At 64.8% G+C, this 14,628-nt stretch carries 13 protein-coding genes; 9 read left to right on the top strand and 4 right to left on the bottom strand.

Annotation, left to right across the window (positions count from 1 at the left end):
• Positions 1–7: 7 nt before the first annotated feature.
• The 7 genes from CupriaWKF_RS08330 (at position 8) to CupriaWKF_RS08300 (ending at position 9,271) form a co-directional block, all read left to right on the top strand.
• Positions 8–457: a potassium channel family protein gene (locus tag CupriaWKF_RS08330; protein WP_276100533.1), complete on the top strand. Its 450-nt coding sequence runs from the start codon at positions 8–10 to the stop codon at positions 455–457.
• A gap of 419 nt (positions 458–876) precedes the next feature.
• Positions 877–2,658 (top strand): EAL domain-containing protein, encoded by a 1,782-nt coding sequence (locus CupriaWKF_RS08325; RefSeq protein ID WP_276100531.1) that lies wholly within the window; start codon positions 877–879, stop codon positions 2,656–2,658.
• An 8-nt stretch (positions 2,659–2,666) separates the two neighbouring features.
• Positions 2,667–4,100, top strand: a complete 1,434-nt coding sequence (locus CupriaWKF_RS08320; RefSeq protein WP_276100530.1) for an HDOD domain-containing protein — start codon at positions 2,667–2,669, stop codon at positions 4,098–4,100.
• Positions 4,101–4,342: 242 nt separating this feature from the next.
• A complete protein-coding gene (locus tag CupriaWKF_RS08315) occupies positions 4,343–5,869 on the top strand; it encodes an ISNCY family transposase (RefSeq protein ID WP_276100529.1) in 1,527 nt (508 codons plus the stop codon).
• Between the two features lie 317 nt (positions 5,870–6,186).
• Positions 6,187–7,062: an alpha/beta fold hydrolase gene (locus CupriaWKF_RS08310; RefSeq protein ID WP_276100528.1), complete on the top strand. Its 876-nt coding sequence runs from the start codon at positions 6,187–6,189 to the stop codon at positions 7,060–7,062.
• The gene (locus CupriaWKF_RS08305; protein WP_276100527.1) at positions 7,059–8,105 is read left to right on the top strand and encodes an Ldh family oxidoreductase; all 1,047 of its coding nucleotides are present in this window, start codon (positions 7,059–7,061) and stop codon (positions 8,103–8,105) included. The genes CupriaWKF_RS08310 and CupriaWKF_RS08305 overlap by 4 nt, the downstream gene beginning before the upstream one ends.
• A gap of 302 nt (positions 8,106–8,407) precedes the next feature.
• Positions 8,408–9,271 (top strand): AraC family transcriptional regulator, encoded by an 864-nt coding sequence (locus CupriaWKF_RS08300; protein WP_276100526.1) that lies wholly within the window; start codon positions 8,408–8,410, stop codon positions 9,269–9,271.
• 30 nt (positions 9,272–9,301) lie between these two features.
• Here the strand turns inward: CupriaWKF_RS08300 and CupriaWKF_RS08295 are convergent, their stop codons facing one another.
• Together CupriaWKF_RS08295 and CupriaWKF_RS08290 are read right to left on the bottom strand one after the other, a co-directional pair.
• Positions 9,302–10,438: an acetamidase/formamidase family protein gene (locus CupriaWKF_RS08295; protein WP_276100525.1), complete on the bottom strand. Its 1,137-nt coding sequence runs from the start codon at positions 10,436–10,438 to the stop codon at positions 9,302–9,304.
• A gap of 43 nt (positions 10,439–10,481) precedes the next feature.
• Entirely contained in the window at positions 10,482–11,525 is a 1,044-nt protein-coding gene (locus CupriaWKF_RS08290; RefSeq protein ID WP_276100524.1) for a tripartite tricarboxylate transporter substrate binding protein, read from the bottom strand.
• Between the two features lie 271 nt (positions 11,526–11,796).
• Between CupriaWKF_RS08290 and CupriaWKF_RS08285 the strand changes: the two genes are divergently transcribed.
• The gene (locus CupriaWKF_RS08285) at positions 11,797–12,585 is read left to right on the top strand and encodes an alpha/beta hydrolase (RefSeq protein WP_276100523.1); all 789 of its coding nucleotides are present in this window, start codon (positions 11,797–11,799) and stop codon (positions 12,583–12,585) included.
• Positions 12,586–12,662: 77 nt separating this feature from the next.
• Here the strand turns inward: CupriaWKF_RS08285 and CupriaWKF_RS08280 are convergent, their stop codons facing one another.
• Entirely contained in the window at positions 12,663–13,172 is a 510-nt protein-coding gene (locus tag CupriaWKF_RS08280) for a heme-binding protein (RefSeq protein ID WP_276100522.1), read from the bottom strand.
• A gap of 74 nt (positions 13,173–13,246) precedes the next feature.
• Positions 13,247–14,299: a porin gene (locus CupriaWKF_RS08275; RefSeq protein ID WP_276100521.1), complete on the bottom strand. Its 1,053-nt coding sequence runs from the start codon at positions 14,297–14,299 to the stop codon at positions 13,247–13,249.
• A gap of 124 nt (positions 14,300–14,423) precedes the next feature.
• On the opposite strand from CupriaWKF_RS08275, the gene CupriaWKF_RS08270 reads away from it, so the two are divergent.
• Complete coding sequence (locus CupriaWKF_RS08270; RefSeq protein WP_276100520.1) at positions 14,424–14,618, top strand: hypothetical protein; 195 nt, start codon at positions 14,424–14,426, stop codon at positions 14,616–14,618.
• The last annotated feature ends 10 nt before the right edge of the window (positions 14,619–14,628 follow it).

The following is a 14,628-nucleotide window of genomic DNA, read 5'->3' as shown; positions in this document are numbered from 1 at the left end:
GTCCGCCATGCGCCTCCATTTGTTGGTCGCGGTCCCGGTCATGCTGGCCTGCCTGCTGCTTCAGGGACTGGTCGTGGCCGTGTGCCTGCGCCGCTATGCCCGCTTTCGCAATGACTGGAAGGGCGCCGAACCGCTCTGGGTGGACGTTGCCATGCTGTCGGTCGTCATGCTGGTCACGCTGTGCGGGAATTTTGCGCAGATGGCCGTCTGGGCAGGATTGTTCCTGCTGCTCGGCGAGTTCACGGATCCCTGGGTGGCCATCTATCACTCGGCGGTGAATTTTTCGACCCTGGGCTACGGCGACATTGTCATGTCCGAGCGCTGGCGCTTGCTGGGACCGATCGAGGCCGCGCACGGCATCCTGATGTTCGGCGTATCGACTGCGGTGATGACTGCCGCGGTATTGGACGTGGTCAAGAACAGCGCGGCGCGGCTAGAGCGCAAGGATGCGACCTGAAGTGGTCGTCGTCGCCTCTTGTCCAGGCAGCCGCTTGGCCGGCGGCACTGCCAGAATTTCTATCGTCCGGTTCAATCGGATCTAAAGGCGAGGCAATGGTTGCCGATAATCACTGACCTGCTGAAATCCTGAGCCTTGCTGAAGCGGCGTGTTATCGGCGCTATCCATAGATCAGGGGTTTTGTCTACCCCTCGCTCTAGTAAAGCAGGATGGTGGCGTTGTGAATATCAAAGCCGTTCCTTGTTTTCAAGCGCGATCGTTCGCGGCCGTAATAGAATTGGCTTCCCGTCGATACACTCAGGACGGCAAGTCGTGTTTCCGGACCATTAATGCTTTATTTCTACCGGGTTTCCCTGCGGTACCGCAGCCCCCGGGAATCGGCAAGGCGCAATCGCCAAACAGGCTAGGCCACAGACCACATGACGTCGTTCACGTATGATGCTGTTCAGGCAGGCAACGCGCGGGAACCGGTTCGTTCCGGCGGCGTTGCGGGAGCAGTGACTCCTGCCGGAAACAGGGATGCCTGGACGCTGCTGGAAGCATGGGGCGGATTGGCACTGCAGGTCAGCGAAGCCGGGAACATTCTGCAGGCCACGAGTGCTTCGGCGGATCTGCTCGCTTTTCCTCGTGAATATCTGCTGCATGCGTCGATCAAGGACATTATTGCCTTTGATGAACGCGAGCGTGCCGCCCATCTGCTGCAAGCCTGTTTCCAGGACGGTCTTCCCAAGCAGGCCGAGATTCGCTTTGCCAACGCGATTACGGGTACTCGCTGGATCGATCTGCGCGTTTGCCGGCATGTCAAAGCGGATGGCCAGGCATCGTTACTCCTGTTTGGCGCCGATGTCACCAAATGGGCCCAGAAGCTACATCGGCTGACGGAACAATCGCTCACCGACCCGCTGACTGGTGTTGGTAACCGCGGGCTGATCCGCAACCGGGTGGAGGCTTATTTCGCGTGCGATGCCGCCGAGCGCGGGCGCTTTGCCATTGCGCTGATGGACCTCGACGGATTCAAGAAGGTCAACGATTCGCTCGGCCACGAGGTTGGCGACATCCTGCTTAAAGAGCTGAGCCTGCGCCTCGCGGGCACACTGCGTTCCCGCGACACCATAGCGCGGCTTGGGGGCGATGAGTTCGTGATCCTGCTCCACGACGTGACCTCCGAGGAAACAGCCGCCGGCATGCTCGAACAGATCATGCGCGTCTGCCGGCAGCCGTTCCACCTGGCCGGGTGCCAGGTTCGTGTCACGACCAGTATCGGTCTGGCATTTGCCTCGGGCGTGCGCGAGACCGAGGCGCAGTTGCTGCGGCGGGCGGACCGGGCCATGTACGAGGCCAAGGCGCAGGGCAACAACCGCTATTGCCTGTATTCGCCGGAGCTGGATCGCCGGCTGAACGAGCAGTTCCGCATCGAGCAGGACCTGTTCGAGGCCGTGCTCAACGGTGAACTCTTCCTTCACTACCAGCCAATCTTCCGCGTCGGCCCGGACACCGTTTGCGCCGTGGAGGCCCTGATGCGATGGGATCATCGCAGCGGCGCCATTTCGCCGGAGGTCTTCGTGCCGCTGGCCGAGAGCAATGGGCTGATCAATCATCTCGGCGCGTGGGCGGTACGCTGCGCGTGCGCGCAGCTGGCCGCATGGGATGCAAACGGGGTAGAGCTTGGCTACGTGTCCGTCAACGTGTCACCGGTGCAGTTCAGGCACCCCGGCTTTGTCGACAGCGTGCGCAGTGCCATCCGCGATACCGGCATCGACCCGCACCGGCTGGTTCTGGAGATCACCGAAGGCGCGCTGATGACCGACCCTAAAGTCGCCGGGGATCTGCTGACGGAACTGAGGGCACTGGGAATCCGCTTTGCGGTTGATGACTTTGGCACGGGCTATTCGAGCTTGTCCTATCTGCGCCGGTTTCCCTTGTCGGCACTGAAGATCGACCGCAGCTTCGTGGCCGACATGGTGGATTCCCCGCACGCCCGCACCATTGTCTCCGCCGTGCTGTCGCTGGCGCGCGAACTCGGGCTGGTGGCCATTGCGGAAGGCGTCGAGACCGACGCTCAATGCGATTTGCTGGCTGCCCAGCGCTGTGAGCTGGGACAGGGCTGGCGGTTCGCCCGGGCGATGAGCCCCAATGATTTCGAGGACGCTGTCCGCGAGGGCAGGTTCCGGATCGACGCCGAGGACGCACTGTCCGCGTGATCGACACCATGACAAAGCAACAGTTCCTCGATCAACTGTGGGACCGAATGGCCCAGAAGGGCGACTTTCCGACGCTGCAGTACTGCATCGACAATGTCTTCAAGACGCTGAACAACGACATGAGCATTGGCGAAATGGCCGGTACTGTCCTGTCGGACTTCAGTCTTTCCCAGAAAGTCATCCGGCTGGCCAACTCCGCCATGTACCGTTCATTCGGCGGCGATGTCACAACCGTATCCCGCGCCATCATGGTGTTGGGCGTGGACACGATCACCCACCTGACGCTGGGCGTCCAGGTGCTCGACTTTTTCCAGGGCGTGGCGCCGAACCGCCCGCAGGCAGGCAGGGCGCTCAAGCAGGCCATCATGGCAGGCGAGATCACCCGCGCGTTGAACGATGCGCGGGGCATCCTGGGTGGGGAAGAGGGCGTCGTCTGCACGCTGATGCACCATGTCAGCCGCTTGGTCGTGATCTTCTATTTCCCGGATGAGTGGGACCGCATCGCCAAGCTGAGCGCGGATGGTGTCATGAGCGAAAGCGATGCCTGCCGCGAAGTCATCGGCATCTCGTTCGACGAAATCGCGAAAGCGGCCGCCTTCCGGTGGCGCCTGCCGACGCTGATCGCGGACGGCATGCTGGGTCGCAATCTGGGCGATGACACCGTGCTGGAATCCCACGCCGACTGGCTGGGCGCCGTAGCAAGCCTGTCATCCGGCGCAGCTGCCTCCATGCTGGCCGAACAGCCGGACGAAATTGTGCTCGGACCGCTGCTGGCACACGCACAAAGGCTCGGGCTGGAGGCGCCCCACGTCAATGCAGCGATCCAGCAGGCCGGGAAGCTGATGACAACGATGGCGCGCTCCGAGGCGCAGGAATCGGGCGTGCGCAGCGCGCCGGAAGAGGGCGGCAAGCGTGCCGATACGTTGATGCGCCTGCAGCACGCGCTCGCCGAAGTTCGGCAGGAGGGCGCAGGGATGACGGTATCCCAGCTGGCTCCGCTAGTGCTGGAGTCGGCCATGCGGGCACTGAATTTTTCGCATTGTTTCCTGATGCTGCTGCACCCGACGACCAAGCGTTTTGGCGCGCGCCTGGGCTTCGGCGATGGCATGCGGGACAAGCTCGATCAGCTGTCGTTCGAAGAAGGCTTCGTTCCCGACATGTTCCATTTCGCGATGATTGCGCCGCAACCCTTGCTGATCGAGGACCTGAGCGACAAGGCCGTATCGCATCGCGTTCCGCGCTGGTATCGCGATGCCATGCCCGACACGCGTTCGGTGCTGCTGATTCCGGTCAAGGTGCGCAACCGTTGCGTGGCCATGATCTGCGGCGACTGGGGCACAACGCGGATTGCCGGCGGGTTGACCAAGAACGAACTGGCGGCGGCAGGCGAACTGGCCGGGGAAATCGCGACTGCTGTCCTGCGGTCAGCGCCACAACGATAGTGGTGAGCTGGGAAAGCGGGCCGGAACGGTGAAACTGTGAGATGCCTACGACTGGAGGTCGGCCGTGGCTTGTTCGTTGGTCAATGGGACTTTCTATGATTTAACATAACACGTATTATGCGTAGAGGCGATGTAGCGGCAAAGTTGTAATGTCCGGTTTTGGCAAAGTTCAAATGTCCGCCTGAGCGGTCCATTCGTGTTATTTAGCCTGCCCCGGTTGAACACGATGGAGACGCCAGAGGATGGCTAAATCCGAGGTCATTACAGTCAGCATGCATGAGTTAGACAGGCTCAAGACCGTCCAGGCGGTTGTGGATGGTCAGTTACGGCCCGGTGTGGCCGCAGAACGATTGGAGATCACGGACCGGCAGTTGCGGCGGTTGCTGGAGCGCTACCGGCAAGAAGGTCCGTCGGGACTCGTGACCCGCAAGCGCGGCCGTCCGAGCAACAACCGGCTGTCGGCCGACCGCGAAGCCGCGGCGCTGGGCCTGATCCGGGAACACTACGCCGACTTCGGGCCGACGCTGGCCTGCGAGAAGCTCCGCGAACGCCATGGACTCACGTTGTCCAAGGAAACGATCCGCCGCCTGATGACGGCATCTGGGCTTTGGATACCGCGCAAACAGCGGCCGCCGAAGGTCTACCAGCCGCGCAACCGCCGTGCCTGCTATGGCGAGCTGATTCAGATCGACGGCTGCGATCACCGCTGGTTTGAGGAGCGCGCTGCGGCCTGCACGCTGCTGGTCTATGTCGACGACGCCACCAGCCGGATCATGGAACTGCGCTTTACCCATTCCGAGGCCACGTTCACATACTTCGCTGCAACTCGCGCCTACCTGGAGCGCCATGGCAAGCCGGTGGCGTTTTACAGCGACAAGGCCAGCGTCTTCCGGGTCAACAAGCCGAATGCCACCGGCGGCGATGGCCATACCCAGTTTTCCCGGGCCTTGTTCGAGCTGAACATCGAGGGCATCTGCGCCAACAGCAGCCAGGCCAAGGGCCGCGTCGAACGGACCCACCTGACGTTGCAGGACCGCTTGGTCAAGGAGCTGCGCCTTCGCAATATCAGCACCATGGAAGCTGCCAACGCCTTCATGCCCGAATTCATCGCGGACTACAACGCGCGCTTCGCCAAGGTCCCGCGTAACAGCCATAACGCGCATCGTCCGCTGCGACCGGATGAGAACCTGGATCTGATCTTCGCCTGGCGCGAACCACGCTGCGTCTCGAAGAGCCTGACGATCCAGTACGACAAGATGCTCTACCTGCTGGCAGATACACCCGAGCACCGCAAGCTCGCCGGTCGCTATATCGACGTCTACCACTACCCCGACGGCAGGATCGAGCCACGCGCGAATGGCGTCGCCCTGCCCTACACCACCTATGACCGCCTGTCAGAAATCGACCAGGGCGCGATCGTGGAGCACAAGCGGCTCGGGCACGTGCTGGCGCTCGCGGCGCAGGTGCAGGCGTTGCGCGACCGCCGGCAAACCATCGGGCCGTCGCGCACGCTGGCGGGCGAGCCACCGCGCCCGCACCGGCCGGCGCCCAACACCAAGCGGCAGCGGCTGATCAACCGGCTCGACCTGGAGCGCGCGCTGGCGGCCGCGCCGCTGACACAGCAGGCGGACATTTTAACGTTGCCCACCGCGAATCAACCGCCCCACCCTGGGCCCAACTCTGTCACGTCAGGCCAGCACCACTGCCCGACGGGAACCCCTCAAAAGAATTCAACCCCACACAAAAAGCACGCCCGTGCCGACATTTGAATTGAGCGGAACCGACGACCTTTCAAAACCGGCTGGACAGGCGAGTGCTGCAAAAATCTGCCTTATGTAACGCGTCAAGGCTTCCAGCATGGGCCATCGATGGCGTACACAGTCCATTCAGGTGGTATCTATCCAGCCGATCGCCGCAGCCATTCCCGCGGCGAGCGTTGATGGCAGCCGATCCGGGCGGCGAACCACGCCAGTCGAAGTAAGCGGACGATCCGGTAAGCCGGTGGATGGTTGGGCAGCCATCGGAGCGCGGATTTCGTAGAACATCGTGTGCCACGAAACCTGGAGAATTGATCGTGCACACGGTTGTGACATTTGACTCCGACGGCCTTCGCCTGGCCGGCGCCCTGCATTTCCCCTCCGACCTTGCCGAAGGCGAGCAGCGTCCCGCCATCGCTGTGCTGCACGGGTTCGGCAGCAACAAGGACGACGGCATGGTGCGGCTCGCGACGCGTCTGTTCTCGTCGCTCGGCTATGTGGTCCTGCGCTTTGACATGCGCGGTTGCGGCGACAGCGCAGGCGAACTCGGCAAGGTGCTGTGCGAGGACCAAGTGAGCGACACCCGCAACGCGGTCACCTATCTGCAGGGGCTGGGCGAAGTCGATCCGGCAAGGATTGCGGTCATGGGCCACAGCTTCGGAGCGGCCGTGGCAGTCTATGCCGCCGGCGTCGATCCTCGCATCGTGGCCTGCATCTCCTCGGCCGGATGGGGCGACGGCGAAGTGAAACTGCGCCAGCAGCATGCCGATCCGGGCGCCTGGGAGCGTTTCGAGGCGATGGTGAAAGAAGGCCGCGCGCGCCTGGCCAAGGGCCAGTCGATGCGGGTCTCGCGCTTTGACATCGTGCCCATCCCGCCCGCCATGCGCGGCAACCTGCCCGCGGGAAGCTTCATGGAATTCCCGTTCGAGGTCGTCGAGAGCATGCTGCGCTTCCGGCCGAACGAGGTGGCCGGCAAGATTGCACCGCGTCCGCTCCTGCTGCTGCATCCCGCCGAGGATTCGGTCACGCCGACGGAGCAGTCGATCGAGTTGTTCCGCAACGCCAGGATGCCGGCCGAACTGCATCTGCTCGCGCAGATCGACCATTTCATCTTCTCCGATGACAACCAGGCAGCCCTGAACCTGGTCACGGACTGGCTGCACAAGTTCTTCCCGGCCCGCCAGGCGCCGCTGGAGACGGCATGACCGAGCGCCCCGCCCCGTGGATCTCCGCAGCCGGACTGCAGGCCTACGCACAGGCGCTGCTGGGTTCGGCGGGGCTGGAGAGGCCAGCTGCTGCAGTCGTGGCCGAGAGCCTGGTGTGGGCTGACCTGCGCGGTTCGCCCGGACACGGGGTCTCGCGCATCCCGCAATACGCCGCGTGGCTCGCATCGGGCGAGATCAATGGCCGCGCACAACCGCGCGCGGGGCTCAGCCTGCCCGCGTTGACCATGATCGAGGGCGATCGCTGCGCCGGTGCACTCGGTATGCGTGTTGCCGCCAGGCAGGCGATCGCGGGGGCGCGCCGGGCCGGAGCCAGCCTCGTGCTGCTGCGGGAAACGACGCATACCGGCGCGCTAGGCTTCCATACGGCCCATGTCGCTGGCGAGGGAATGTTTGCCATGGCCATGGCCGCTTCGGGACCGTTGATGGCCTACCATGGCGCCGCGGTCGCGGGTGTCTCCACCGCGCCGCTGTCCATGGCCTGCCCCACGCGCGGCGAGCCGATCGTGTTCGACATGGCCGCGGGCGCCGTCGCCTTCGGCAAGCTCATGCAGGCCAGGGCCGCGGGCCGGCGGCTCGAGCCGGGCTGGGCCATGGACGCGATGGGCAATGCCACCACCGATGCGAACCTGGCCACGACGCCGTTGCCATTGGGCGGTCCGAAGGGATCGGGCCTGGCGCTGATGGCCGAGATCGCATGCAGCCTGCTGACCTGCCATCCGATCCTCTCCCCTGCCCTGTCGGACCCCGCGGCCACCCATCGCCACACGCAGAACGCGTGGATGCTTGCGATCGATATCGCGCAAGTCGTAGAGCCTTCGCAGTTTGAAGCGCAGCTGGCCGAACTGGCGGCGGCCATCCACAAGCTGCCGGCCTCTGGCGAGGGCCCGCCACGATTGCCCGGAGAGCGCGGCTACGCCGAAGCGCGCGAGCGACAGGCGACCGGCATTGCCCTGGCGCCCGCAACGGCTGATGCGCTGGAAGCGCTTGGCCATCAGACCGGCATCCGTGCCCCTTGGGCCTAGACTCGTCCATTGCCGGTGCGCTCGCTCCGGCGCGTTCCGGCCACGGCACGCAGCCCGCCCGAAGAGTGCAAAAAGCGGCCTTTACATGCCTGCCGGGTGGACGCGGTTCCACATTCCAACTGAAACGCAACAGTTGCGCCGCCTTTCTCTTGACGCCCGCCATATCGGTGACATAATCCGTCGTTGCAAACGTTTGCAACGTTAGCTGCATCAGGCGATTGTCGAAGCACTTGGAGGGGACTCCTCTTCTGCACGCAGGCGCCTTTTGCATGCCCGCTTGCCTGCTTGAGGAGAGAATTTGCATGGCAAAGGACCGCCAGATACGCATCGTCCATGGCAGCTTCGGTCGGGCCACCCTGCATCGCCTATCGGGGCCCCTCGTCGCGCATGCCCATGCGGAGTTCCACCTGATCTTCAAGCTCGGCGGCTCGGACGCACACTTCCGCATCGACGACCGGCCGCTGACGCTGACCGACGGCTGCGCGTTGCTGGTCAATCCCTGGTCGACCCATGCCAAGAGCGCCAGGGCAGGCTCGCCTTCACTGCTGCTGGCGTTGCTGCTGGAACCAGAGTGGCTCGGGCGCACGCTCGGGGTCGAAAACCCCGCCAGTGGCCTGCGCTTCAGCGATACGCTGGTGCGCATGGACGCGGATACCATCGCATCGTTGACGGCGCTGGGAAACTGCCTCGCCCGCGATCTCGCCGACGATCTGACCATTGGCTCCGCGGATTGCGAGACCGCTGTCGCCGACCTGGCGCTCAGGGTCTCGGCCCATCACCTCCAGCGGCGCTCCATGACTGAAGTGCTGGCCAGCACCAGGCCTCTGGACTACCGGATCAAGCGCGCGACCGAGTACATCCGCAGCCACGCGGGAGAAAATCCTAATGTCGAGACGGTCGCCAGCGCGGTGGGCATGTCGCGCAGCCGGCTGTTCCACCAGTTCAAGGCCTGCATGGGCATTTCGCCACAGCAATACCTGGACTGGATCCGGATCGGCATCGCCACGCGCCTGCTGGCGGAGCGCCACGCCAGCATCGGCGACGTTGCCCACCAGCTCGGCTTCAGCGCGCAAGGGCACTTCACGAGATTCTTCGTCCAGCACCTGGGGCTCAGCCCCTCGGAATTTCGCCGGACCGGCATGCCGGGAGGAGCGCCGGGCGACTGAGACGCCCCACCCCCGGCCCGCCGCCAAGCCTCAGCCGCGCAGCGAGCGCGACAGCTTTTCCCGGAAGGACGCATCGAACACCGACTTGGGCAGCATGCCATGCACGGTCTTGGCCGGGATCGACGTGTAGTTGCTGGCGGTCTGGTTGGAGTACTGCGTGATGCGGAAGTCGGTCGTGATACTGGCGAGCGAGTACACATCCTGCGGCTCCATGCCCGTCGCGGCGCTGACCCAGTCGAGCATCTGCCGCAGGCACGCCACCAGCGCCTCGTCCAGGTTCTTGCCGAAGCCGAGAACGATCCAGTGCGTGGGGGTCTCCGCCATCGGCAAGGCCAGGGGCCGCTGCTTGTGCAGGAAATACTGGATCCGCATGTCTTCCATCGCGGTTTCGATGGCGGTCTGGTTGACCACGCCGTCGCCCTGCGCGGCATGCGAGTCACCGGTCCAGATCATCGCGCCGGGCCGCTGGACAGGCAGGAACAGCGACGTGCCCTCGACCAGTTCGCGCAGCACGAGGTTGCCGCCATACGCGCCGCTGAGGATGCCGCTGACCGGTTCGTCGCCGGCAGGCTGCACCGCCATCACGCCCTGGAACGGCGCCAGCTTGATGCGGATGCCCGGCGCGAACTCGGTGTACTGCCGGCCCTCGTCAAACTTGAAATAGCGCAGGTACGGCTTGGCGAAGTCGTTCGGCAGTGCACCGACCCCCTTGGGTGCGGAGTTCCATCCCCAGCCGATCGGGCGCAGCCTCACCATGCGGCACTCGACCACGTCGCCGGGCATCGCCCCGCGCAGTTCCACCGGCCCGACATTCGAATACGGTCCCTGCGGAAACCGCTTGCGCACCGGCTCGCGGTCCTCGAAGCTCATGCCATATGCGGCGCCGTTGGCCCAGTTGACCCAGGTATTCGGATACATCACCAGGTCGCCCGACTCGATGCTGGCGACCGGCGCTGCCTTGGGATCGAGAATGCCGACGCGCACGGACTCGCTGGCGGACTCGATGCGGTGGATCTTGCCCGGTTGCGTCACGGGCAGCGGAGCGGCGCCGGACGCAGCCGCCGGCGCGGCGCGCCCTGCCTTACCCTGCGCCGCCGCGTTCAGCGACGCCGCGCCGAGGCCGAGCGCGCCAGCGGCCTTCAGCCAGTGTCTCCTGTCTATCATCATTGTTCTGGTTCCTTTTCGATTGAGCCGTCCACGGGAACTTGGCCTAGTTGAGATAGCCACCAGTCTTGGCGACGATCCTCTGCGCACGCTGCGTTTCGCTGGCCAGGCGGTTGGTCAGGCCGGTCACGCCGGTCTGGCTGAAGGCCGTGTCCACGCTCAGGCCGGCCAGCTTGGCGCGGATTTCGGCATCGTTCATGATGGTGCGGATCTCGCCACGCAGCCGCTCGACGATGGGCGCCGGCGTGCCCTTCGGCGCAAACACGCCATACCAGACGGTGATGTCGTACCCGGGAATGCTTTCGGCCACGGTCGGCACGCCGGGCAGGGCCTTGAGCCTGCCGCTCGTGCCGACGGCCAGCAGCTTGAGCTTGCCGGCGTTCACATGCGGCATGTACTCGAGCAGCGGTCCGGTCGCCAGGTCGATGTGCCCGGCGATCATGTCGTTGATGGTCGGGCCGCTGCCCTTGTACGGGATATTGGCGATATCGACGCCGGCCATCGTCTTGATCATCTCGAGCGGATAGCTGGTCGGGCCGCCGTAGTTGACCTTGCCGGGATTTGCCTTGGCATAGGCGATCAACTCGGGAACGGACTTGAATGGCGTGCGCGGGTTCGTGACCAGCACCAGCGGCGACTCGCCCAGCGGTGCCACGGGCACCAGGTCGTGCGCCACGTCATAGGGCAGCTTGCGGTAGAAGGCGGCGTTGACGCCATGGATGCTGTTCAGGATGCCGATCGTGTGCCCGTCCGGCGCTGCGCGCACGAGCGCTTCGGCGCCGATGTTGCCGCTGGCGCCGGGCCGGTTTTCCACCACGACCGGCTGCCCCAGCACGCTCGACAGGCGCTGTGCCACGGCCCTGGCCAGCACGTCGTTGATGCCGGCCGGCGGAAACGGAACGATGAAGGTGATCGGCTTCGACGGCTTCCACGCGGCTTGCGCACTGGCGTCCGCGGCGGCGTTGGCGACGCCCGGAAGCAGGCCCGCGGCGGCCACGGCCAGCGTGGCGCCGATGGCCACCGCCATGGCGGCAAGCTTGCCCAGCCGCCGCGGCACGGCGTGGGATGACGGAGAATTCCGGCTTTGCATTGACTCTGGTCTCCTTGTGAATCGCGATGCGTGGGCGACAGGGTCAGCCCAGGCTCGTACTCTCGCTGATCCGGACACAAGGTGCTTCCCCATTTGGGGAGCCGTTTACCAAAACGTCCTCCGTTCTGCGACTTCGCCATGCCTGCTGGCCTTCGCCCGGCGCCGCGCGGGCCGCACTTACCGGATTGTCCAAGAACTTGACAGCTGCCCGGCGCGCGCCGCGGCGGCTCATGCAAGATGGAGCGCCACATCCACGACCGGAGCAAAACCTATGCATCAACCGCAGAACGGCGCCGTAGTCACCATCGGCAACGGACCCATCCATGTCATCGGCTTGCATGGCTGGTTCGGCCATGCGCGCGGATGGGGCCCGCTTGTCGACGTGCTCGACGGCGAGCGCTTCACCTATGCTTTCATCGACTACCGCGGCTATGGTGCCCGGCGCGCGGTCCCGGGCCATTTCGACATGCGCGAGATCGCCGCCGACGTGCTGTCGCTTGGCGACGAACTCGGGTGGCAACGCTTCTCGCTGATCGGGCACTCGATGGGCGGCAAGGCCATGCAGGCCGTCGCCCTGCTCGCCCCCGCGCGCGTCACGGCCATGGTCGGCATCACGCCCGTGCCGCCCACGCCGGTGCCGTTCGATGCGGCAACGCGCTCGCTGTTCGAGCGGGCCGCCGACGAGTACGCGGCAAGAGTTGCGGTGCTGGATCATTCGACCGGCGAGCGCCTGAGCCGGCATTGGGTCGAGAAGATGGTCCGGGCCTCGACCGAACATGCCGCCCCCGAAGCATTTGGCGCATATTTCCGGGCATGGGCCGACACTGACTTCTTCGCCGAAATGACCGGTACCAAAATCCCCACGCTCCTGCTGGTCGGCGAGCACGATCCCTCGTTGACGGCCGACATCATGCAGCAGACCTACGGCCGGGCATTCGCGGACCTGGACATCGATGTCATCCGCAACGCGGGACACTATCCGATGGACGAGACGCCGGTCGATCTCGCCACGCGCATCGAGTGCTTCCTTGCGGATGTCGAGGCCCGCAGCCGCTCCTGATGCGCAACGCGCCTGACGGTACTGTGCCCGGCAGGCGCGCATGACATGAACGAGGCGCCCCAGGGCGCATCCAAAGTTCAGGGTGCTTCGGTCGCCCCGATCGCGGCCATGCCGCGCCGACCGATTTCCTCGTCCACGTCGGACGGCCCCCCGCTCACGCCTACGGCTCCGACCAGGCGCCCATCGACGTAGATGCCAAGCGACCCCTGCGAAGGAAAGACCGGCCCGCCATAGACGAGCGAGCTCATCTGGCCGAAGACGATGGGATTGGCCTGATAGCGCTTCACGAGTTCAGCGCCGGAGGCACCACCGGTCGCCGCCGAGGCGATGGCCTTGCCGCGCGCGACGTCGAAGGTCCCGAACGGGGCGCCATCCATTCTTACACCGCTCAGGAAGTGGCCGGCGACATCGACCACGACGATGCTGACCGGGACCTTGCGGTCCGCGGCAAACTGTTTGGCCGCGTCGGTCAGGCGGACCGCGGCATCCGCGCCGAGCGTCTGCATTGGTGTCACGCCTGCCGCCGATGCGATCGATGCGCAGAACAGATGCAGCCCGAAAGCCGCGGCGAAGATGGAGCGCTTCATGGATTCTCTTATGCTTTGCGGGATGGGATCGCCGTTGCCGGCAGCGGCAGCTGGCCGCCGCGCCGGCGTGCCGGTCAGAACAGGTGGCGCATGCCCATCATGACGCCACTCGGGTCGGACACGCTGGTCGCGGTGACCTCGTTGGGAATGTTCGAGAACGTGTAGTTGGTCTTGTTGGTGTTCCAGATCTTGCTGGCGTTGGTGTAGAGCGTTGTCCGCTTGGACAGCGAATACTGGTAGCCGATCGACGCCTGCTGGCCACGGTTGGACGTGCCAACCGATTGTTGCATGCCGTACGCCAGCAGCACCAGCCCGGCACCGCCGACGGGAATGGTGGTGCCCACATGGAAGCCACGATCCTTGAGCGTCGACTGCCCTGGCACCCATCGCGTTGCCTGGCGCACGTTGGCGAACACCTTCAGCCACGGGAACTCGTAGGTAGCGCCGATCGCCCGCTCGTCGCGGTCGGCGTCGGCGACCGCGTTGATGCTGTAGGTACGTTCGTAAGCCACGCCCAGCCACAGCGGACCGCGGGCATAGGTCAGCCCGATACCTGCAAACCGGTCTGCGTCGCGCGGCGCGCTGGTCCGCTCGGCGCCGAATGAATAGAGCAGGCTGGCTTGCAGGCCGCCGAGCTCGGGGCTTTCGTAGCGGACCGAGTTGTCGGCGCGCGCCGTCAGGCTGCTGCCCGCGGGTCCGCTGTTCTGCAGGCGACCGAGCGGCCCGTAAGGCGAGAAGCCGAAGGCCGACGCCTGTCCCTCGATGTAGTAGATCGGCGTGTTCTGCCGGCCCAGCGTCAGCGCGCCCCAGTCGTTGCTGCTCAGGCCGACCCAGGCCTGGCGGCCGAACAGGCGCCCGCCCTGCTGGGCCGTGCCGCTGTCGAGCGCCAGTCCCGTCTCGAGCGTGAAGACTGCCGACATCCCTTGCCCCAACTCCTCTTTGCCGCGCAGGCCCCACCGCGACTGATACAGCCCGCCATCCTCGACCCGCGCAACATGATTCGACCCTGACTTGACATACTCCATGTAAAGATCGGCTACACCATAAAGGGTCACCCCCGATTGTGCCGCCGCCATGCCGGGCACTGTTGCCATCGCCACCACCAAGAGTGCTCCCATCCTCTTCATGCGTCTCTCCTCGCTGTTCCGTCCTGTTTGACGATATGGTTCTTGCACGGTCCTCGACCGTCGCAGCAAGGGTATGGGGTGGCGCAGCGAATGCATTAACCCAATCGTCCCGCCAATTGGAAACGTGTCCGCATTGCGCAACCATCCCGATCACGCGCAGCGATTTATCGCGACGGCGTGGGGGTTTGCCGGGAATATTGGTGGGATCGAAAAGGCGACGAAGAGGCAAGGAAGGCGCAGCAGAAAGGTTCCGGTAAAAAAGAAAGAGGCCGGGTTGAATCCGGCCTCGGATGAATTCGCCATCTCCCGGCGGCATTGATCGATACAAC

It is taken from the genome of Cupriavidus sp. WKF15, from assembly GCF_029278605.1.
GTDB lineage: Bacteria > Pseudomonadota > Gammaproteobacteria > Burkholderiales > Burkholderiaceae > Cupriavidus.
This window is presented reverse-complemented; position numbering and strand designations above follow the sequence as displayed.

What these genes read in the sequence shown, in the direction of transcription:
- CupriaWKF_RS08300 (WP_276100526.1), top strand. Translation starts at nt 8,408, where the DNA reads ATGGCAAAGGACCGCCAGATACGCATCGTCCATGGCAGCTTCGGTCGG.
- CupriaWKF_RS08305 (WP_276100527.1), top strand. Translation starts at nt 7,059, where the DNA reads ATGACCGAGCGCCCCGCCCCGTGGATCTCCGCAGCCGGACTGCAGGCC.
- CupriaWKF_RS08295 (WP_276100525.1), bottom strand. Translation starts at nt 10,438, where the DNA reads ATGATGATAGACAGGAGACACTGGCTGAAGGCCGCTGGCGCGCTCGGC.
- CupriaWKF_RS08275 (WP_276100521.1), bottom strand. Translation starts at nt 14,299, where the DNA reads ATGAAGAGGATGGGAGCACTCTTGGTGGTGGCGATGGCAACAGTGCCC.
- CupriaWKF_RS08315 (WP_276100529.1), top strand. Translation starts at nt 4,343, where the DNA reads ATGGCTAAATCCGAGGTCATTACAGTCAGCATGCATGAGTTAGACAGG.
- CupriaWKF_RS08330 (WP_276100533.1), top strand. Translation starts at nt 8, where the DNA reads ATGCGCCTCCATTTGTTGGTCGCGGTCCCGGTCATGCTGGCCTGCCTG.
- CupriaWKF_RS08325 (WP_276100531.1), top strand. Translation starts at nt 877, where the DNA reads ATGACGTCGTTCACGTATGATGCTGTTCAGGCAGGCAACGCGCGGGAA.
- CupriaWKF_RS08285 (WP_276100523.1), top strand. Translation starts at nt 11,797, where the DNA reads ATGCATCAACCGCAGAACGGCGCCGTAGTCACCATCGGCAACGGACCC.
- CupriaWKF_RS08320 (WP_276100530.1), top strand. Translation starts at nt 2,667, where the DNA reads ATGACAAAGCAACAGTTCCTCGATCAACTGTGGGACCGAATGGCCCAG.
- CupriaWKF_RS08290 (WP_276100524.1), bottom strand. Translation starts at nt 11,525, where the DNA reads ATGCAAAGCCGGAATTCTCCGTCATCCCACGCCGTGCCGCGGCGGCTG.
- CupriaWKF_RS08280 (WP_276100522.1), bottom strand. Translation starts at nt 13,172, where the DNA reads ATGAAGCGCTCCATCTTCGCCGCGGCTTTCGGGCTGCATCTGTTCTGC.